Raw genomic sequence first — 20,069 nt, forward strand, 5'->3', positions numbered from 1 at the left:
CATGTTGAGGACTTTCAAGCGACTGATCGCGGCACCGCTGCCAGCCCTGCTGGTCGGCCTCGCTGTGGCCGTAATCTGGCCCGACGCGGCGCTGGCCGGTGCGGTGGAAGTGAAAGGTCTGCGGGTCTGGCAGGCGCCGGACAATACCCGGGTGGTGCTCGATCTGAGCGGCCCGGCCGAATTTACCGTCAGCACGCTGGCCGGTCCGGACCGGCTGCTGATCGATCTGAAAACCAGCAAGCTCGGCATCAATCTCGACACCGTCACGCTTGGCAGCACCGCGGTCAGCAAAGCGCGCACGAGTGCACCGCCGGATGCCGACACGCTGCGACTGGTGCTCGATCTGGCCCAGCCGGTTGAGCCAAACGCATTCGCACTGAAGCCGTTTCAACAATACGGTGACCGGCTGGTCATCGATCTGAAAGACAAGACCCAGCGCAAACCGCAACCGGTGATCGAAGTGCCGGCCACTGGCGAAAGCCGCGACGTGATTATCGCCGTCGATGCCGGTCATGGCGGTGATGATCCGGGCGCGCTCGGCAGCAAGGGCACCCGGGAAAAAGACGTGACCTTGGCGATCGCGAAAAAGCTGGCGGAAAAAATCAACGCCGCGCCGGGCATGAAGGCCTACCTGACTCGCAACGGCGACTATTTCGTCGGCCTGCGCAAACGCACCGAGCTGGCGCGTGAGCAGCGCGCCGATTTGTTCATTTCCATCCATGCCGACAGCTTCAAGGACAAGCGCGCCAATGGCGCCTCGGTCTGGGTGCTGAGCCAGCGCGGCGCGCAAAGTGAGATGGGTCGCTGGCTGGAAGAAAAAGAAAATTCGTCCGACTTGCTCGGCGGTGAAGACACGCTGAGTCTGGCCAAGTACGACGATGATGTCGCCAAGGTGCTGCTGGATCTGTCGATGTACAACGCGGTCGGTTCCAGCATCGATGTTGGCTCGTCGGTGCTCGGTTCGATCAAGGGCGTGGTGCCGCGGCTGCACAAAGCCAAAGTGCAGCAGGCCGGTTTTCTGGTGCTGAAAAATCCGGATATTCCGGCGATTCTGGTCGAGACCGCGTTCCTGTCCAACCCGAATGAAGAATCGCTGCTGAAAGACAGCAAGCATCAGGACAATCTGGCGCAGGCCATTGCTGTCGGCGTGAAAAATTATTTTGAACAGCGGCCGCCGGAAGGCAGCCAGTTCGCCATGGCCAAGCGCAGCAAGCACGTCATCGCCCGTGGCGAAACGCTGGCCGATCTGGCCAGCCGTTACAAAGTCAGCGTTGCCGATTTGCGGGAAAAAAATGCCTTGAAGGGCGATCAATTGCTGGTCGGTCAGGTGCTGCAGATTCCGTGAGCACGGCCGCCAACGCATGATGGACCAGACGGTCCGGCTCACCCGGGCCGTTGCTTTTTCAGTACACTGGCGACCGTTCCCCAGCCTTGGCCGAGCCACCTTTGTCCGCCGCCCGCATTCAGCAATTGACGCCCCGTCTGGCCAACCAGATCGCCGCTGGTGAAGTGGTCGAGCGGCCTGCGTCGGTGGTCAAGGAATTGCTGGAAAACAGTCTCGATGCCGGCGCCAGCCGGATTGAACTCGACATCGAACGTGGCGGCATTCACTTGATTCGCATCAGCGATAACGGCGTCGGCATCCATGCCGACGATTTGCCGCTGGCGCTGGCCCGGCACGCGACCAGCAAGATTGCCAGCCTCGATGATCTGGCGGCGGTTGCCACACTCGGATTTCGCGGTGAAGCGCTGGCCAGTATTGCTTCGGTTGCCAAGCTGTTGCTGGTGTCGCGCCAGCGCGGTGCCGCCACCGCCTGGCAGGCCTTCGCCGAAGGCGCCGGCATGCAGGTGCAGGTACAGCCAGCGGCGTTGAGTGAAGGCACCCGCATCGAAGTACGCGAACTGTTTTTCAACACCCCGGCCCGGCGCCGGTTTCTGCGCAGCGAAGCGACCGAGTTTGCCCATATCGATGACATTGTCCGGCGCGTTGCGCTGGCTCGGCCCGATGTCGCCATCACGCTCAAACATAACGGTCGCAGCGTGCGGCAATTGCGCGCCGGCCGCGATGCTGGCGCCATCACCGCGCGCATTGGCGCCGTGCTCGGTCGCAGTTTTCTGGTGACCGCAATCCCACTCGATCAGCAAATCGACAACGTGCGTTTGCACGGTCTGGTCGGGCACCCGGCTCAGCATCGGGCCCAGGCCGATGGCCAATATGTTTTCGTCAACGGCCGGGCGATTCGGGACCGCGTGGTGAGCCATGCCATCCGGGCCGGTTTTGCCGATCGGATCCCGGCCGGGCGATCACCGAGCTACGCACTGTTTCTCGAATTGCCGCCGACCGAGGTCGACGTCAACGTGCACCCGACCAAGCATGAGGTGCGCTTTCGCCATGCCCGCTGGTTGCATGACTGGCTGACGCGCGCGGTTGCTGACGCTGTTGCCCGGGCGGGCGAGCAGATCGATACCGCCACCGGCGAAATTACCGCGGCGCTTGCGACAACGATTGCCGACTCGCGTAGCGATTATGGTCAGGCGACCAGCACTTATACCCAGACACGCAGCGCTTACGGTCAGTCCGCGCCGCGCAGCAGTTATGCGCCAGCATTCAGCGCGGAAATTGCATCCGATCGTGATGACGTTGCTGGCCTGCATCCATCGACACCAACTGATCGCTATCGTCCGTTCAGTTCGGTCGCGACCGCCATGCCGGAGTCGGACGCCGTCGGCGCGATTCGCCGCGTTACTGACGATGTGCTGCTCGAATGGACAACGCCGCTGCGCGTGTGGCGCGCCGAAGCGGTGCTGGCGGCGTGGTTGCAGGCGCAATGGTTAAACGCGGCGGCGCCGGTGTCGTTGCCGCTGTTGTTGCCGATTGCCGTGCCCGCGGCTGCCAACATGTCCGCCGAAAGCCGACAAGCATTTGCCCGACTGGGTTTTGCGATCGAAAACGATCAGTTGCGCGCGGCACCGGCCGTGCTGCGCGGTGCGGATTGGCCTGCGTTGTGTACGCGGCTTTTTGCTCTGATGCCGGCAACCGAACCGACATCGCACTCTGGCTTGGCGCATGCCGCCGCACAGCATTTGTTGCAGCAAGCCATCAGTCAGCAGAGCGCGTTCTGGCAACCGGTGTTGGTCTGGGCCGCGCACGCTGCGCCACAACATGGCAAACAACCGACCGCAGCCGAATGGAGTCTGTTGTGTCAGATCTGAGCGCGCGCGCTGAGCCAGCCGCCGCCACCGTGTTGTGCCTGATGGGGCCAACCGCTGCCGGCAAGACGGCGCTGGCCGAAGCCATTGCCGATCGGCTGCCGGTGGATCTGATCAGCGTTGACTCGGCGCTGATTTATCGCGGCATGGATATCGGCACCGGCAAGCCGGATGCGGCCGAACTGGCGCGCTATCCGCATGCGTTGATTGATCTCTGTGATCCGCTGGAAAGTTACTCCGCCGCCCGTTTTCGCAGCGATGCGCTGGCTGCCATCGCTCGCGCGCAGCAGCGTGGCCGGCTGCCGCTGCTGGTCGGCGGCACCATGCTGTATTTCAAGGCGCTGATCGACGGCATTGCCGAGCTGCCGGATGCCGACCTGGCCATTCGCGCGCAACTGGAGCAGGAGCGCGAGCAGTTGGGTTTGCCGGTGCTGCACGAACGGCTCCAGCAACTGGACCCGATCGCCGCGGCCCGCATCCATCCCAATGATCCGCAGCGGCTGCTGCGGGCGCTGGAGGTGATCGCGGTCACCGGCGAACCGATGTCGACGCTCTGGCAGCGTTCCGCTGAAGCGGGCAACCCTGCCGGTCAGGGCATGCCGCGGTATCTGCAGGTCGGCGTGCTGCCGGACCGGGCCTGGCTGCATCAGCGCATCGCCGCGCGCTTCGATGCAATGCTTGCCGCAGGGCTGGTAGAGGAAGTCACCCGGCTGCGAAGCCGTGGCGATTTGAACCCGGAGCTGCCGTCGATGCGCTGCGTCGGATACCGGCAGGTCTGGGATTGGCTGGATGCCCGCGACCGCGGCCAGCCGTTCAGCGCCAGTGAGCTGCGGGAACGCGGTGTGGCGGCCACCCGGCAATTGGCCAAGCGCCAGTACACCTGGCTGCGCAGCTGGCCGCTAGATTTGACCCTGAGCGATGCCGGGCCCGAGGCGCTGGAGCAAGTGCTTACCCTGCTAAAAGCCGGACGCAATACAGGGGCATTACCAGACCTGCCCTGAATGCCCTCACTGATCCGAATGCAACGACGGATTCGTATGTCGAGGCTGAAGCTCAGGAAAACCGTGACCCGTACGCAGCCGGCAAGCCGATCCCGCCAGCCGGTGCGGTCCGCGCACCGGCAAACGTGTCCGGTTTATGAATGATCTTGAAAACCGTCACGTCCGTACCCATCTCGCCGGCATGCAACCAGACCATCAGCTACAATTGCACCTGACGCCCAATTTTGCGTCGGTGGCTTTTTATTGTTTTTCCAGTCTGCAACGAGGCCCGTGCAAGGCGGTAAGCGCGGCAACAACACACCAACAAGGAGAATCACACCATGTCCAAAGGGCAGTCGTTACAAGACCCTTTCCTGAACGCCTTGCGCCGTGAGCGCGTTCCGGTTTCCATTTATCTGGTCAATGGCATCAAATTGCAGGGCCAGATCGAGTCGTTCGACCAATTTGTCGTGCTGCTCAAGAACACGGTCAGCCAGATGGTTTACAAACACGCCATTTCCACGGTGGTGCCGGCGCGCAATGTCCGCCTGCCGCATCATGGCGGTGGCCCCGGCGGTGAAGGTTCGGATGAAGAAGTCACCAGCCAACCGGGCAACGAGTAATCCGTTTTATCTCAACCGGCAGTTACGCTGCCGGTTGAGCCCCTCGCCCTTCTCAGCGAATTCCCATTCCATGATCCTGTTGTATGTTTGACCGCCATGCCGGTGGCGAGGCGGCCGTCCTCGTGCACCTGGATTTTGCCAACGGCGACTATGCCGAAGACGTCGCCGAACTGACCGAACTGGTCCGTTCGGCCGGACTGACCGTGCTGCAACTGATTACCGGCTCGCGCAAGGTGCCGGACCCGAAGTATTACCTCGGCGAAGGCAAGGCCGAAGAATTGAAAGCCGCAGTGCAAGCGCATGGCGCCCAGATCGCGATCATCAATCACCAGCTGTCGCCAGCCCAGGAACGCAACCTGGAAAAACTGCTGCAGTGCCGGGTGGTCGATCGGGTCGGTTTGATCCTCGATATTTTTGCCCAGCGCGCGCAAACCTTCGAAGGCAAGCTGCAAGTTGAGCTCGCCCAGCTCAAACACATTTCGACCCGGCTGGTGCGCGGCTGGACTCACCTGGATCGGCAACGCGGCGGTGGCGTCGGCATGCGCGGGCCGGGTGAAACCCAGCTGGAAACCGACCGCCGGCTGGTCATGAACAAAATCGACCAGATTGAAAAACGGCTGGAGCGCGTGGCCGAACAGCGCGAACAAAGTCGCCGGGCCCGTCGCCGCAACGAGGTCCAGACCGTGGCGCTGGTGGGCTACACCAATGCCGGCAAATCCACGCTGTTCAATGCGCTGACTACCGGCGATGTCTACGCCGCCGATAAACTGTTCGCGACGCTGGATCCGACCCTGCGCAAATTGCCGATTGAACGCACCGAGGCGCTGCTGGCCGACACGGTCGGGTTCATTCGCCATCTGCCGCATGATTTGGTGCACGCTTTCAAAGCCACGCTGACCGAAACCCGTGAGGCCGATTTGCTGGTGCATGTGGTCGATGTCGCCGACCCGATGCGTGACGACAAAATCCGCGCCGTGGAAACGGTGCTGGAAGAAATCGGCGCCCATGAAGTGCCGCGGCTGACCGTGTACAACAAAATCGATCAGCAGCCGGAACTGACGGCACGGGTTGATCGCGATGAACACGGCGTGCCGGTGCGGGCCTGGATCTCGGCGCAGAGCCGTGCCGGTTTGCCGGCATTGCTCGATGCCATTGCCGAGCGGATCGCCGATACCGAGCTGACGCTGGAATTGGCGCTGCAACCGGATGCGGGCAAGCTGCGTGCCCGGCTGTATGCCTTGCATGCGGTCAAGACCGAACAGATTGATGACGACGGTGTCAGTCATCTGTCCTTACAGATTAAAGCGGTCGACTGGGTGCGCTTGACCCAGGATCCGGACTTGCAGCCGTATATGCCGGCACCGCACAATTCCGCGCCAGCGGATTCCGATCTTCTTTCTGCTTCAGATGATGAAGCACTTGCCTACGTGGAGCACTAACCATGCCTTGGAATGAACCCGGTGGCGGTAACCAGGACCCCTGGGGTCAGCGGCGCAAACCGCAGGGTGGACCGCCGGATTTGGATGACCTGTTCAAGCAATTCAAAAAGAATCTTGGCGGCATCTTTGGTGGTGGCAATTCGGGCGGCGGCAACAGCGGCAGCTCGGGTGGCGGCTTGCTGGCCGTTTCGGTATTGGCGGTGATTGGCGTGCTCTATTTCGCCATCGGTTTTTATACCGTCGATGAAAAAGAAAAGGCCCTGGTGCTGCGTTTTGGTCAGTACAACCGCACCGAAGGTGCCGGTTTGCATTGGCGGGCGCCGTTGGTCGAGCAAAAAGAAATCGTCAACACCACGGCATTGAATCAGGAAGTCATTCGCGGCCGCATGCTGACCGAAGATGAGTTTCTGGTCGAAGTGGCGCTGACCGTGCAATATCGGATTTCCGATCCGCTGGCGTTCCGCTTCAACATCATCGATCCGGATTTCACCGTGACCCAGGTTGCCGAAACGGCGCTGCGCTCGGTGATCGGCCGGTCAACGCTGGACAGCATCCTGACCGTTGGTACCGGGCAGATTCAAAGCGATACCCGGGAAGAAATGCGCAAGATTCTCGATGGCTATGAAGCCGGCATCGATCTGGCCGACGTCAACCTGCAAGAGCGGACGGTACCGGAAGCGGTGCGCGAAGCGTTTGATGACGCCATCAAGGCCGGCGCCGATCAGGAGCGGGTGGTGAAAGAAGCCGAGTCGTACCAGAGCAAGGAAATTCCGCTCGCCGAAGCCAAGGCCCAGCGTGTGCTGCAAGACGCCGAAGCCTACAAGCAGCAGCAGATTGCCCAGGCCAAAGGCGAAGTGCAGCGTTTTGAAAAACTGTTGCCGCAATACCTGGCGGCGCCTGATGTGACCCGCAACCGGCTGTATATTGAAACGATGGAAGAGATCATGAGCAAGGTCAGCAAAGTCATGGTCGATGCCGACAAGGGCAACAACATGCTGTATCTGCCGCTCGACAAGATGTCGGGTAGTCGCCGTGACAGTGCCGCCGCTGCGGCCGCCGCAGAAGGAGCGCGCTAACATGGGTTCGCGTTTTCTGTCAGTGATGTTGTTGCTGGTGGTGCTGGTGCTGATTGGCAGCAGCGCTGTATTTGTGGTCGATCAACGGGAACAGGCCTTGGTGTTGGCGTTTGGTGAAGTCAAACGCGGCCCGGATGGCATGCCGACCGTGTTCGGCCCGGGCCTGCATTTCCGCACGCCGTTTGTTGATACTGTGCGGCGTATCGACTCCCGGGTCCAGAACCTGGAAGGTCAGCCGGATCGCATCGTCACGCTGGAAAAGAAAGACGTTATCGTCGACTCCTTTGTGAAATGGCGCGTGTCGGATGTGGCCCGGTTCTATTTGTCGACCAACGGCGATCTGCGCCGTGCCGATGAGTTGCTGGAACGGAAGGTTGATTCCGGCATTCGGGAAGAATTCGGCAAGCGCGCGGTGCGCGATCTGGTCTCGAAAGATCGCGAAGAGACCATGGGCTCGTTGCTGGCGGCAGTGAAAAAAGATGCCACCGATCTGGGCGTCGAGATCGTCGATATCCGGATCAAGCAAATCAATTTGCCGGACCAGGTGTCGGAAGCGGTCTATCGGCAGATGCGGGCCGAGCGTAACCAGAAAGCTACCGAATTGCGTTCGGACGGTGAAAAGCGCGCCAATATCATCCGCTCGCAAACCGATGCCAACGTGAAAATCCTGCTGGCCCAGTCCGATCAGGAATCACGTCGTATCCGGGGTGAAGGTGACGCACTGGCGGCCAAGATTTACGCCGATGTTTATCAGCGCAATCCGGAGTTCTATTCCTTCCTGCGCTCGCTGGATGCCTACCGGGCCACCTTCAAGAGTGAACAGGACGTGATGGTGCTGAATCCGGACAGCGATTTCTTCAAGTACCTGAAAAACAAGAACGGCCGTTAATCGTCCGTTTGGCAAACCGGCGGCAGGCGTCAACGCGTGCCGCCGGTTTTTTCGTTTTGGGGCCGGCAGGTTTTGGGTGAGTAGGTTGCTGACGGGCCAGGTTTGACCCTGACTGCGTTCGGATTCCGTGCAGGCACAGAACCGGGCAAAGGAGCTGAGCATGGCTGTGGCATGGGTCGATCTGGCCACCGGATTGGCATTGGCAACGGTACTGGAAGGCTTGCTGCCGTTCTGGAGTCCGCGCCGTTTTCGCGAAGGTCTGCTGGCGGTAGCGGCCATGTCCGATAGCGCGCTGCGCTGGCTGGGTCTGGCTTGCCTGCTGGCGGGATTGCTGACGTTGTACTGGGCCCGTTAGGGTCAACGAACCATCTGGTGGCGCGCGGTGCGGGCGGGGCTGTCAATGAGAGGTACGCTCGCTCCAACTAAAGCCTCGCCGGCGGTCCCCTTCGGTCGGCTTCAACACCATTTAGCCGTTCAAAATGCAGGCATCCCGGACCAAGAAGGCGTAAAATCCCGCCCTTCGCGTTCCGGCTGCCCAGCCGGCAGGCGCCAGCTTTCTTTTACAAACATGAGGTTTCAGTCCGGTCATGGCCAAATCCGTCGTCGTTCTCGGCACTCAATGGGGTGATGAGGGCAAAGGCAAGATTGTCGATCTACTCACCGACCGCGCACAGGCGGTGATCCGTTACCAAGGCGGCCACAATGCCGGCCACACCCTGGTGATCGACGGCAAGAAAACCGTACTGCACCTGATCCCGTCCGGCATTTTGCGCGATGGCGTGGCCTGCTATATCGGCAACGGCGTGGTGTTGTCACCGGCCGCGCTGCTGAAAGAAATGAACGCGCTGGAAGCGACCGGCGTGCAGGTGCGCAGCAAGCTGCGCATTTCGCCGGCAACGCCGCTGATTCTGCCGTATCACGTCGCGCTCGATAACGCCCGTGAAGCCAAGCGTGGCAAATCCGCCATCGGCACCACCGGTCGTGGTATCGGTCCGGCCTATGAAGACAAAGTCGCCCGTCGCGGCCTGCGCGTTGACGACATGTTCAACTTCGCCCGCTTCGAAGAAAAACTGACCGAAGTGCTGGATTACCACAACTTCGTGCTGACTCACTATTACCACGCGCCAGCGATCGACAAAGCCCAGCTGCTGGCCGATTGCGAAATGTGGGCGAAAGAATTGCTGCCGCTGGTCGCTGATGTGCCGGGCCTGCTCCACGATGCCCGTGTCCGTGGTGACAACCTGTTGTTCGAAGGCGCGCAAGGCACTGGCCTCGATATCGATCACGGCACCTTCCCGTTCGTAACGTCGTCGAACACCACCGCTGGCGGCACCGCCACCGGTTCCGGTTACGGCCCGCGTTACATCGACTACGTGCTCGGCATCACCAAGGCCTACACCACTCGCGTCGGCGGCGGCCCGTTCCCGACCGAACTGACCGATGCGCTTGGCGAGCAACTGCGCCAGACCGGTCACGAATTCGGCGCGACGACAGGCCGTCCGCGTCGCTGCGGCTGGCTCGATCTGGTTGCGCTGCGCCGGGCCATGCAGATCAACTCGATCTCGGGTTTGTGCCTGACCAAGCTTGATGTGCTCGACGGCATTGAAACCGTGAAAATCTGCGTCGGTTACAAATGCTCGAAGAACGGTCAGCTGACCCATCCGCCGGTATCGGCCGACGAATTCGCCAGCATCGTGCCGGAATACATCGAAATGCCGGGCTGGAAACAGTCGACTGTCGGTGTGAAAAAACTGGAAGATTTGCCGAAACAGGCGCGCGCCTACATTCAGCGCATCGAGCAGGAGCTTGGCGTGCCGGTTGACATCATTTCGACTGGCCCGGATCGCAATGAAACCATTCTGTTGCGCCATCCGTTCGACGCCTGAGTCGAATGCAGAAAACAAAAACAGCGGCCTTGGCCGCTGTTTTTGTTTTGCCGGTGCGGCTATCCGCCGAGCTGATGCTTGGCAAGCGTAGAGCCGCCGCCTATTGTGTAAGCGCCCCGCAGTCACGGCGCCTGCCATCATGGAATCGATACCCTGTCCGCATTGCCAGCAGCCCGTCACCGGCCATTACTGCGCCGCGTGTGGCGAGTTGCGGCCGGAACCGCTGCGGCCGGCGCATTTGCTCGGGCCTTCGCTGGAGCAACTCGGTCAGCTGGATGGCCCGATCGGCCGGACGGTGCTGGCCTTGCTGCGTGCACCGAGTCAGTTGATCACGTCCTACTGGCGCGGTGAGCGCCGTCATTACAGTCATCCGATGAAGCTGGTGTTCTGGGCGACCACGCTGTTTGTCGCGGCGCTGACGTTTTCCGGTCTGCTGGCGTCCGTGACGCTGGTGGACCAGGCGGCGCTCAAATGGTTGCCGCTGGTGCTGGCGCTGAACAACTATCTGGTGTTTGTCTATTTGCTGCCGGTGGCCTGGCTCGGCAAGTATCTGCTGCGCGATGAGCGCAATGTCACCGAGGCCTATGTCGCGCTGCTGTTTGCCACGGCCTTGACCTTGCTGCTGAAGTTGATCGTGTTACCGCTCGGTTTTGTTTTTGTCGATGTCACGTTCTGGCTGCACCGTTTTCTTGGCCCGGCCATTTACATGTGGATGTTGTATCCATTGCTGAAAGGCGAACGCTTCGGCCGCATTGTTCGCGGCTTTGGTTTGCATGCGCTGTACTTTGCCATGTCGCTGCTCGGCAATACCGGCGTGGTGACACTGGCGACGATGGTTGAGCGCTGGCACTTGTCCTAGCGAGCAAGTCCCGTCGCCGGTTTGATCGTGGTGCTGCTTGTGGTGACGCTTGCGGTCTTCTTCTCTGAGTCATTCGCCGAGTTGTTCGCTGGACTGTTCACTGCCTTCCCCGCCGTGCTGGTGACTGGCGCTGCGGCGAGTTTGCTGCGGCCGTGCAGAATCAGGAACTGGCCCAAGCCAATCAGCAGCACGCCAGCGACGCTCGACACATGCCACTGCATGTCCTCGAAGAACGTCGAAATAATCAACGCAACGATCGGCGTCAGCACTGCGATATAGGAGGCGCGGGCGGCGCCAATTTTGCCGACCAGGGCGATATAGCAGCTGAACGCAATGACCGAGCCGAAAATCGCCAGATACAGCAGCGACAGCAGGTAACCGGCGCTCCACTCGAAGCCGAATTGCGCACCCGACAACGGCACGGCGACAAACATGAAGCCGGCGCACCAGAGCATCCACCAGGCATTGGTGGTCAGCACCGGCAATCCTTCCTTGGCGTTGCGCATGGCGACCTGATTGGCGCAAGCGGCGCCGAACGAACCGATCAAGGCGAACGCGACACCGAGCGTGCCATCGCGGCCGGAAAACGCCGCCACTTCCGGCCAGAACACCAGCACGATACCAGCAACACCGAGACCGGCGCCGATGCTCAGCTCGCGGCTGATGGGCGAACCAAACAGCCAACGCGACAACATGATGTTGAATAACAGCATGGCCGAACCGGCGACCGCGACCAGACCGGAACTGATCTGCATCTCCGCGCGATAAATGAACGCGTAGTTGACCGCATAGAACAGCCCGAGCAGTGCCATCCAGCCGTGCTGACGGCGGCTGATGCGCAGGCTTTCGCCTTTGAAATGCGCCCACAGGAACAGCGCCGTGCCGGCCAGCAAAAAGCGATAGGCGACCGACGCTTCCGGGGCGACGTTACCGAGCTGGAAGGTAATCGCAATCCAGGTGGTACCCCAGATCAGGGTGGCGACGACAAATTGCTGGGCAGTGGACATGGTGAGGCTCGGCTAGGAATAAGGGAGTGTCAGGTAACGCCGACGTCACGGTCGGCCCCACTCCAATGCCGGCAGTCTAGGCAGCCTCGCGCGAGCAGTACAGATGCAGTAATATCAAAATTGAACCGGTACAGTTTTGGTGCGCCAAAACTGTACTGCTGGCGAGGAGCGAAACTGTGCTGTACGAGCAGATTGCGGAAACAGTCCGTGAACAAATTGCGACCGGCCTGTACGGACCCGGTGACCGGCTGGTCTCGGTACGGCGGTTGGCAAGCGAGCAGGGCATCAGCGTCAGCACGGCCGTGCAGGCATATCAGTTGCTCGAAGATCAGGGCGTGATCGAGGCGCGGCCGCAGTCCGGCTATTACGTCCGTGGCCGACTCAGCTCGGCGATGCCGACCACCCGTTTGCCGAAGCCGGCCAGCCGGCCGATGAAAGTCTCGACCGGCGAGATGATCATGGATGTGCTGGAAACGCTGAAAGACCCGTCGCTGGTGCCGCTCGGCGCTGCCCAGCCGGCGTCCGATTTGTTGCCGGTTGCCGCGCTCAACCGCTGCGTCGCCGATGTCCTGCGCCGGCAACCGAACGCGCTGTTTCGCTACGAAAGCACCACCGGCAACGCCGAGCTGCGACTTCAGATCGCCCACCTGATGCTGCAAGCGGGCGTCGACTGCGCTGCCGACGATATCGTCGTGACCAATGGCGGTCAGGAAGCCATGCTGCTGGCGATCCGCGCCGTGGCCGAACCGGGTGATGTCATCGCGGTGGAATCACCCACGTATTACGGCGTGCTGCAGGCGATTCAATCGCTCGGCATGAAAGCGCTGGAGATCCCGACTGACGCGAAAGAAGGCATGAGCCTGGATGCGCTCAAGCTGGCGTTGGAGCAATGGCCGATCAAGGCGGTGTTCGCGATGCCGACCTGCAGCAATCCGCTCGGCTCCAGCATGCCGGAAGAAAAAAAGCAGGCGCTGCTGCAATTGCTGCGCGAACATGATCTGCCGTTGATTGAAAACGATGAGCATGCCGAATTCGCCAGCGCCGGCAGCCGGCCGCGTGCCGCCAAGCATCATGATCACGATGGTCGGGTGCTGCTGTGCACGTCCTTTTCGAAAACGCTGGCACCCGGCTGCCGGGTTGGCTGGATTGTGCCGGGCCGTTATCTGGAGCAGGTGACGTATCTGAAATACGTCAGCAATCTGGCAACCCCGTCATTGACTCAGCGCGGCATTGCCCAGTTTCTCAACGGTGGCGGCTACGAGCGTCATGTCCGCAAATTGCGTCAGCTCTATGTTCGGCAACAGGAGCGTTTGTCGCAGGCGATTTTTCACTATTTTCCGCCCGGCACCAAAAGCTCGCATCCGGCCGGCGGCATGGTGACTTGGGTCGAACTGCCGAACAAGCTGTCGGGATTCGAGCTGTACAAGCGGGCGCTGGAGAAAGGCATCAGCATCGTGCCCGGACGATTGTTCTCGGTGCAGAACAAATACGAACACTTCATTCGCTTGAGTTGTGGTGGCAGCTGGACGCCGGAGATTGAACGGGCGGTGGCAACCTTGGGGCAATTGGCGCAGCAGATGTTGCAGGCGCAGGCGACGAAAACCTGAGCGATTATTCAACTCGCTGCGGCAACAACCCGGTCAGCGATCTATTCCGCAATGATGGCGCGGGAGCGGCCGCCCTGCTTGGCAGCGTAGAGCGCCTCGTCGGCGCGTTTGAAACTGTGCTCCGGCGCGCTGTCACGGCTGAAGTCGACACAGGCAATGCCGAAGCTGGCCAGCAGCGGTACCGGGCCGGCGCTGCTGCTGACCGGATGCAGCGCCAACTCGGCCAGCAATTCGTCGATTAGCAGTTTGGCATCGGTGGCCGAACTGCCCGGCAACAGCAGCACAAATTCCTCACCGCCAATGCGCATGATGTGATCGGTCATCCGGCGAAAGCGGTGCTGCAATTGCTGGGCGAACGCTTGCAGGCAGGCATCACCAATCTGGTGGCCGTAGCGATCATTGATTTGCTTGAAGTGATCGATGTCAGCCAGTACCAGCGTCAGCGGTGTGCTGGTTCGGTGCGCCAGTTGCCAGCTTTGCTGGAAGGCGTCATTGAAATGCCGACGGTTGTACAAGCCGGTCAGTTCGTCGATCAGGCTCATCCGGTGGATCTGGGCGCGGCTGCTGAGCAGGGCGTATTCGAGCTGCAGCTGGCTGTCGTAGTCGCGGGCATAGCGCCGACTGGCGGCAATGAGATACAGCAGAAAAATCGCCAGCGTCAGCGCCACCGGCAATTGCCGGCCGACCAGCAACATCGCGGCGATTTGCGGCAAAAACAGTAGCGACATGCTGATCAGGTTCAGCCGAAAATCCAGTGCATAAGCACCGGCACTGGCGGCACCAAAGGCAATGGTGCACAGATGGACAATCAGTACCGAGGTGGTCAGGCGGTCGCTTGGCAGCGTGACCGCCAGCGCGAACACCGACCAGGCGCAGCAACCGATACCGATCAGCAACCAGCGCAGGTGATACCAGTTGCGAAAGCGTGTTTCATCACTGACATCGGCCGGCGGCCGATTCAGCCAGCGAAGCAGCACCAGCAGCGCCATCAACACCGGTGCCGCCACGGACAACCAGAGTTTGCTACGCAGTTCGGCATCACTTTGGGTCACCACGATGCAACCGATGGCGTAGAACACCGGGCCGATCAGCGCGTAGCGGTAGAAGTCCTGACTCAGGCGCTGGCGGCGGTATTGGTCGGCGCTGGGCAGCGTGCTGCTTGAGTCGCGCTCAAATTGCTCGTGCGCCGTTGCCATTTAAAACGGTGAACCCAGGAACAGATAAATGGCGTCGCTGCCAATTTCGGTGCGACCGTAGCCGATATAAAGCGGGCCGAAACTGGTGTCGATGCCGAGGTAAACGCTGGCGGCGAGTTCGGCATCGGCGGCATCGACCGAATGGCGATCGGCCCAGACATTGCCCCACTCCAGCGAGCTGCCAAGATAGACCGGAGTGTCGAGCGTGGCGCTGATCTCGTTATCGAGTCGGTAACGGTAAATCAGATTCATGAAGCGAAGATTGGGGCCGATGCGCTCGTTCTTGGCGAGGCCGGACAGTCGCTGAAAACCGCCAATTTGAAACTGTTCCTGTAGCGGGGCGTTGTCGGTGATGAAGCTACCGGCGAGCAACTGCAGACCCAGTGTGTGCCGATCCCGCGAGCCGACCTGAATCCAGTCGAGCGTCCATTTGGTGTAGGGCTCGCTGGCGCCGAGTGCGCTGACGCCGCGCGCGTAGGTGATGGTCCCGGCACGGCCCTTGCGCGGGAAATAACGGTGATCGAGTTTGTCCAGACCAAACTCCAGATAGCCTTCCCCGATATCGAGATTGCGCAGACTCAGATTGGTCTGGCCGATGCGCTCTTGCAGATCGCCGGTGCCGCTGCGCAAACCCAATATGGCATGACCGTCGCTGCCGAATTGATGGCCGATATTGGCGCGCGCCTCCCAACCGGTGAACTGCAGTTCGGCGAGAATTTTTTCAAAGTTCTCGTCGAGAATCGGCACTTGCCGACGCTCCCATTCGGCGCTGGTGCCAACAAACCAGGCGCCGTCGAGCGAGATCGGCTGGAACCATTCGGTGAACAGTCGCGGGTTGTCGCCCATCTGCGCTTCGTTGCGCCATTCGCCGCCATAGCGGTTGGCCGGCATGAAGGTGTGGCGCATGCCGATGTTGTACTGGCTGTCGCCGCTGAAATTGTCTTCCAGCTCGACGCCAAAACGGAAGTAATGAGGGCCGACCGGGTTGTCCGGCATGTTCAGGTGCAGCGCGACGTCTTCTTCATCGCCATCCAGCCGGTAATTGATCACGCCGAACTGGCCACTGCCGTAGAGATCTTCCAGATCGCGATGCAGCGCGGCCTGATCGAAGCGTCCGCCCAGAGTTTGCGAAACCCGCGCCAGAATGGTGTCGGTATCGAGTCCGCTGCTGTTGTCCACTGTGATGGCGTTGACCACCGGTTCGGTGACCGGATTGGCATGGCGCAGCGGCGCATTGACACCGGTGCGCTCGGCGACGGCCGCCAGCGTCATCGGCATCGCTTCGGCAGCGGCGCTGCCACGGTTGATGGCGTCGCCGATCTTGCTGAAATCGCCAGCCAGAATGCCGTTCAGATCCGGTCGGATCAGGACGTCGGTATTGCGCAGCTGCTGAATGCTGGCATCGGTGTTGCGCCGGGTCAGAATGGTCGACAGCTGGTCCAGCACCTCGACCACCGAATCGAGTTCGGTGCGTTTGAGCAGCGGCGAGCTGACATCAACCGCGATCACGATATCGGCCGCGCACAATTCACGCACCACCTGGACCGGCAGATTGTCGGCAACGCCGCCGTCAACCAGCAAACGGCCATCGTGTTCAACCGGGTCGTAAACGCCGGGAATGGCCATGCTGGCGTGAATGGCATCGGCCAGATCGCCGCTGCCAAGCGGCACCGATTCGCCGGTTTCCAGATCGGCAGCGACTGCACGAAACGGCACCGCCAGATGATCGAAATCGTGCACGGTCGCGGCCCGGCGGGTCAGCGTTTTCAATACCAGTTTGAGATTTTGACCTTCGAGCAGACCGCGTGGCAGCCGGAATTCGCCGTTGCGAAAACCGATATCGAGATCGACCAGATAACGCCGGTCATCCTGCTTGCGCCGGAACGACAAATCGCCGCGCTGAGGTTTGTCGCGAAAGCCGCTGCTCCAGTCGAGCTGGCGATAGATGCTGTCGATTTCATCGACGCTGTAGCCGGCGGCATACAAACCGCCGACCACCGCGCCCATGCTGGTGCCGGCGATGCAATCAATCGGAATGCCGTGCGCTTCGAGCTGTTTCAGCACGCCGACGTGGGCGGCGCCGCGAGCACCGCCACCGGACAGTGCCAGCCCGACTTTCGGCCGCTCGGCTGCCGAGACTGGCGCCGTCGTGAGGGCAGCAACGCTGGCAGCAAGGACAGCAGAACAGGCGAGCAGGCGGGCAGCGATCACGTATCAAACCGGTCCGGCGAAAGAGGGCGACGATTGTATCAGTGCCGGCGCGGCTGGCGAGCCCGGCCGGACCCGCCGGCGGCGCGCGCTGGCACCGGCGCGAAAAACAAAAAACCCAGCGCGTAGGCTGGGTTTTTTGTTGTTGGCAGCGTCCTGCCGAATAGTGGTGCCCAGGAGAGGACTCGAACCTCCACGGGTTTCCCCGCCAATACCTGAAACTGGTGCGTCTACCAATTCCGCCACCTGGGCACAGAGGCGGCGCACTATACCGATGGCCCAAAACCTTGTCAAATGTCGAATCGACCCTTGAAAAGCGGGCATTGCTCGACTGGCCAGCGCATAAGCGGCGACGGCCGCGGCAACACGCTTTACACTTGTCGGTAGCCATCAGGCTGATGGCAATGTTTTCAACAACAACAAACAAGGACTCTATGGCCCGCAAGCCACCCGCCGACCCGCATTTCGACCGCGAACAGGCCAAGTACGACAATCCCATCCCGAGCCGGGAATTCATTCTGTCTTTTCTGACCGAGAAAGGCGCGCCGCTGCCTTTCCCGGCCATCCTCAACGGCCTCGGCCTGTACAGCGAAGACCACGAGGTGGCGCTGGAGCGCCGGCTCAAGGCCATGGCCCGTGACGGCCAGCTGGTCCAGAACCGGCGCGGGCTCTGGTGCCTGCCGGGCAAGATGGACGTCAAACCCGGCCGCATCGAAGGCCATCGCGACGGCTTCGGTTTTGTCATCCTCGATGAGGGCGGTGACGACTGGGTGCTGAACGAGCGCGAAATGCGCAAGGCCATGCACGGCGATCGGGTGCTGGTCGCGGCGCAGGGCCGGGATCGGCGTGGTCGGATCGAGGCGCTGATTGTCGAAGTGCTCGGCGCGACGCCACGCCATGTGGTCGGCCGTTTTCATCGCCAGCGTGGACTGGCGTTTGTTCAGGCCAGCGATACCCGGATTAGTCAGGATTTGATCGTGCCGCCCGGTGACGAGGGCGGCGCCAATGACGGCCAGATGGTGGTAGTCGAGCTGGCACCGCGGGTGTCGGCGCTGTCGCAGCCGCTGGCGAAAGTCGTGGAAGTGCTCGGTGACCATTTGGCGCCCGGCATGGAAATCGAAGTTGCGATTCGCCAGTTCGATTTGCCGCACCAGTTTCCGCCCGCTGTCGAGAAAGAAATCGCTGCGCTGGCGCCGGTGGTGCAGGACGCTGACAAGAAAGACCGGGTCGATCTGCGCACGCTGCCGCTGGTCACCATCGACGGTGAAGACGCCAAGGATTTTGACGACGCTGTTTATTGTGAACGCAAAAAAGCTGGCGGCTGGCGCCTGTGGGTGGCCATTGCCGATGTCAGCCATTACGTACGCCGTGGCAGCGCGCTCGATGTCGAAGCCCTGAATCGCGGCAACTCGGTTTACTTCCCCGGTTTTGTCATTCCGATGTTGCCGGAGTTGTTGTCGAACGGCTTGTGCTCGCTGAAACCCGATGTCGATCGACTCTGTCTGGTGTGTGAAATGACCGTTTCCGATGCCGGCAGCTTGTCCAGCTACCGGTTCTATCCGGCGGTGATGCGCTCGCAGCAGCGGTTTACCTACACCCGGGTCTGGGCGCTGCTCAATGGCGAGCCCGTGCAGTCGGAAAAAGAACGCGAACTGCTGCCGGCGCTGCAGGAGTTGCAGGCGCTGTATCAGGCACTGGCTGATTCCCGTCGCCAGCGCGGTGCTATTGAGCTTGATACCCGCGAAACCAAAGTGCTGTTCAATGCCGAGCGCAAAATCGATCGCATCGTGCCGGTGGTCCGCAACGACGCCCATCGGTTGATCGAAGAGTGCATGATTCTGGCCAACGTCGCTGCCGCGCGCTTCTTGAACAAACATGAAATGCCGGCGCTGTATCGGGTGCACCAGGGCCCGAATCTGCGCAAGCTGGAGGCACTGCGCGAGCAGCTCGGCATGCTGGGCCTTGCTTTGGGTGGCGGTGCCGAGCCAACCCCGAAAGATTACGCGATGCTGATGAGCAAAATCGCTGCGAGGCCGGATGCCGACACCATTCAGGTGCTGCTGCTGCGGTCACTGACCCAGGCGGTGTACCAACCGGAAATGGAACCGCATTTCGGTTTGGCGCTGACCGCGTATGCGCATTTCACGTCGCCCATCCGGCGCTACCCGGATCTGGTGGTGCACCGTGGCATCAAGGCCATTCTTGCCAGCGAGGCGCTCGCCACCAAAACCGCCATGGCCGGCAATGAAGGCGCGGTGCGCTACGACACGGCCGAGCTCGAAGCGGTCGGCAGCAGCAATTCCATGACCGAACGACGTGCCGATGAAGCCACCCGCGATGTCACTTCCTGGCTCAAGTGCGAATACATGCGCGACAAGCTCGGCGAGACTTTTGCCGGTCGGGTGACGGCCGTTGTTGGCTTTGGTTTGTTTGTCGAACTGGATGAAGTGTTTGTCGAAGGTCTGGTGCACATCAGCAGTTTACGCAACGACTATTACCACTTCGATGCCGCAAGACAGACGCTGACCGGCGAGCGCAGCCATGAACAGTTCAGCCTCGGCGATCGCATTCAGGTGCGCGTGGCCGAGGTCGATTTGGATCAGCGCAAAATCGACTTCCAGTTTATCGAGCGGGTGCGGGTCGGCGCCAACACGGCAGCCACTGCGCGCAGTCGAACCGATGAACCCACCGATGCCGAAATGAAAGCGCAGCGCATGGCCGCCATTCGCAAGGCGCTGGCGCGCGACGGTGCCGGCACGCTGCCCGACAAAGTGCTGCGGGAAGGTGGCGGTCGCGGCAACCGCGAGCGCAGCGATTCGCGCGGTCAACGGCAGGGCGCCGACGCCGGTGCGAGCAAGAAAGCCGGCAGTTCAGCAGGTCGGAAAGAGACGAGCGGCAAGCCGGCCCGTGCCGGCGGTAAAGCCAGCAACGGCAAAGCCAGCACTGGCAAGTCTGGAGCCAGCAAATCCGGCGCCAGCAAATCAAGCGCCGGCAAATCCGGCAGCAGCAAAACAGGCGCAGCGGGCAAAAGCGGTGCCGGGTCTTCGGCTGTGGGCAAAGCAAAAAAACGTGGCCGCCGCTGAGCGCGC

General features: G+C 61.2%; 14 protein-coding genes, 1 tRNA gene and 1 pseudogene. 12 read left to right on the forward strand and 4 right to left on the reverse strand.

Annotated features, from left to right (window positions below; translation table 11 throughout):
• Position 1 precedes the first annotated feature (1 nt).
• From HPT27_RS18200 to HPT27_RS18245, 10 genes and pseudogenes are all read left to right on the forward strand, one after another.
• Positions 2 to 1,345 (forward strand): N-acetylmuramoyl-L-alanine amidase, encoded by a 1,344-nt coding sequence (locus HPT27_RS18200; protein ID WP_172246483.1) that lies wholly within the window; start codon positions 2 to 4, stop codon positions 1,343 to 1,345.
• Positions 1,346 to 1,446: 101 nt separating this feature from the next.
• Positions 1,447 to 3,213 (forward strand): DNA mismatch repair endonuclease MutL, encoded by a 1,767-nt coding sequence (gene mutL, locus HPT27_RS18205; protein ID WP_172246485.1) that lies wholly within the window; start codon positions 1,447 to 1,449, stop codon positions 3,211 to 3,213.
• Positions 3,214 to 3,254: 41 nt separating this feature from the next.
• Positions 3,255 to 4,211: a tRNA (adenosine(37)-N6)-dimethylallyltransferase MiaA gene (miaA, locus tag HPT27_RS18210; RefSeq protein WP_235951124.1), complete on the forward strand. Its 957-nt coding sequence runs from the start codon at positions 3,255 to 3,257 to the stop codon at positions 4,209 to 4,211.
• A 320-nt stretch (positions 4,212 to 4,531) separates the two neighbouring features.
• Entirely contained in the window at positions 4,532 to 4,813 is a 282-nt protein-coding gene (gene hfq / locus HPT27_RS18215; protein ID WP_211198116.1) for an RNA chaperone Hfq, read from the forward strand.
• A gap of 83 nt (positions 4,814 to 4,896) precedes the next feature.
• Positions 4,897 to 6,162: pseudogene (gene hflX / locus HPT27_RS18220) on the forward strand (ribosome rescue GTPase HflX); the annotation flags it as partial.
• A 92-nt stretch (positions 6,163 to 6,254) separates the two neighbouring features.
• Positions 6,255 to 7,328 carry an FtsH protease activity modulator HflK gene (hflK, locus tag HPT27_RS18225; protein WP_172246491.1) on the forward strand — a complete coding sequence of 358 codons (1,074 nt, stop codon included), beginning with the start codon at positions 6,255 to 6,257 and terminating at the stop codon, positions 7,326 to 7,328.
• 1 nt (position 7,329) lies between these two features.
• Complete coding sequence (hflC, locus tag HPT27_RS18230) at positions 7,330 to 8,217, forward strand: protease modulator HflC (protein ID WP_172246494.1); 888 nt, start codon at positions 7,330 to 7,332, stop codon at positions 8,215 to 8,217.
• A 160-nt stretch (positions 8,218 to 8,377) separates the two neighbouring features.
• Positions 8,378 to 8,572, forward strand: a complete 195-nt coding sequence (locus HPT27_RS18235; protein WP_172246496.1) for a DUF2065 domain-containing protein — start codon at positions 8,378 to 8,380, stop codon at positions 8,570 to 8,572.
• A 232-nt stretch (positions 8,573 to 8,804) separates the two neighbouring features.
• Complete coding sequence (locus HPT27_RS18240) at positions 8,805 to 10,103, forward strand: adenylosuccinate synthase (RefSeq protein ID WP_172246498.1); 1,299 nt, start codon at positions 8,805 to 8,807, stop codon at positions 10,101 to 10,103.
• Between the two features lie 139 nt (positions 10,104 to 10,242).
• Positions 10,243 to 10,962, forward strand: a complete 720-nt coding sequence (locus HPT27_RS18245) for a DUF3667 domain-containing protein (RefSeq protein ID WP_172246500.1) — start codon at positions 10,243 to 10,245, stop codon at positions 10,960 to 10,962.
• On the opposite strand, the gene HPT27_RS18250 is transcribed toward HPT27_RS18245, so the two are convergent.
• Positions 10,959 to 11,969: a DMT family transporter gene (locus tag HPT27_RS18250; protein ID WP_172246502.1), complete on the reverse strand. Its 1,011-nt coding sequence runs from the start codon at positions 11,967 to 11,969 to the stop codon at positions 10,959 to 10,961. The two genes, HPT27_RS18245 and HPT27_RS18250, sit on opposite strands and share 4 nt — an antisense overlap.
• Before the next feature lie 176 nt (positions 11,970 to 12,145).
• Here HPT27_RS18250 and HPT27_RS18255 point away from each other — a divergent pair, with 176 nt between their 5' ends.
• Entirely contained in the window at positions 12,146 to 13,576 is a 1,431-nt protein-coding gene (locus HPT27_RS18255) for an aminotransferase-like domain-containing protein (RefSeq protein WP_211198117.1), read from the forward strand.
• 41 nt (positions 13,577 to 13,617) lie between these two features.
• Here HPT27_RS18255 and HPT27_RS18260 read toward each other — a convergent pair whose 3' ends face one another.
• The 3 genes from HPT27_RS18260 to HPT27_RS18270 all read right to left on the reverse strand — a co-directional run bounded on the left by HPT27_RS18260 (position 13,618) and on the right by HPT27_RS18270 (position 17,232).
• Positions 13,618 to 14,772 (reverse strand): GGDEF domain-containing protein, encoded by a 1,155-nt coding sequence (locus HPT27_RS18260; RefSeq protein WP_172246504.1) that lies wholly within the window; start codon positions 14,770 to 14,772, stop codon positions 13,618 to 13,620.
• A complete protein-coding gene (locus HPT27_RS18265) occupies positions 14,773 to 16,983 on the reverse strand; it encodes a patatin-like phospholipase family protein (RefSeq protein ID WP_172246506.1) in 2,211 nt (736 codons plus the stop codon).
• A gap of 164 nt (positions 16,984 to 17,147) precedes the next feature.
• Positions 17,148 to 17,232, reverse strand: a tRNA-Leu gene (locus HPT27_RS18270).
• A gap of 182 nt (positions 17,233 to 17,414) precedes the next feature.
• Here HPT27_RS18270 and rnr point away from each other — a divergent pair.
• Positions 17,415 to 20,063 (forward strand): ribonuclease R, encoded by a 2,649-nt coding sequence (gene rnr / locus HPT27_RS18275; RefSeq protein WP_172246508.1) that lies wholly within the window; start codon positions 17,415 to 17,417, stop codon positions 20,061 to 20,063.
• Positions 20,064 to 20,069 lie beyond the last annotated feature (6 nt).

It is taken from the genome of Permianibacter fluminis (genome assembly GCF_013179735.1).
In the GTDB taxonomy this organism is placed as follows: domain Bacteria; phylum Pseudomonadota; class Gammaproteobacteria; order Enterobacterales; family Permianibacteraceae; genus Permianibacter; species Permianibacter fluminis.

Coding starts and splice junctions, on each gene's coding strand:
- miaA (WP_235951124.1), top strand. CDS start 3,255: ATGGGGCCAACCGCTGCCGGCAAGACGGCGCTGGCCGAAGCCATTGCC.
- HPT27_RS18200 (WP_172246483.1), top strand. CDS start 2: ATGTTGAGGACTTTCAAGCGACTGATCGCGGCACCGCTGCCAGCCCTG.
- hfq (WP_211198116.1), top strand. CDS start 4,532: ATGTCCAAAGGGCAGTCGTTACAAGACCCTTTCCTGAACGCCTTGCGC.
- HPT27_RS18250 (WP_172246502.1), bottom strand. CDS start 11,969: ATGTCCACTGCCCAGCAATTTGTCGTCGCCACCCTGATCTGGGGTACC.
- HPT27_RS18235 (WP_172246496.1), top strand. CDS start 8,378: ATGGCTGTGGCATGGGTCGATCTGGCCACCGGATTGGCATTGGCAACG.
- hflK (WP_172246491.1), top strand. CDS start 6,255: ATGCCTTGGAATGAACCCGGTGGCGGTAACCAGGACCCCTGGGGTCAG.
- HPT27_RS18240 (WP_172246498.1), top strand. CDS start 8,805: ATGGCCAAATCCGTCGTCGTTCTCGGCACTCAATGGGGTGATGAGGGC.
- hflC (WP_172246494.1), top strand. CDS start 7,330: ATGGGTTCGCGTTTTCTGTCAGTGATGTTGTTGCTGGTGGTGCTGGTG.
- rnr (WP_172246508.1), top strand. CDS start 17,415: ATGGCCCGCAAGCCACCCGCCGACCCGCATTTCGACCGCGAACAGGCC.
- HPT27_RS18260 (WP_172246504.1), bottom strand. CDS start 14,772: ATGGCAACGGCGCACGAGCAATTTGAGCGCGACTCAAGCAGCACGCTG.
- HPT27_RS18245 (WP_172246500.1), top strand. CDS start 10,243: ATGGAATCGATACCCTGTCCGCATTGCCAGCAGCCCGTCACCGGCCAT.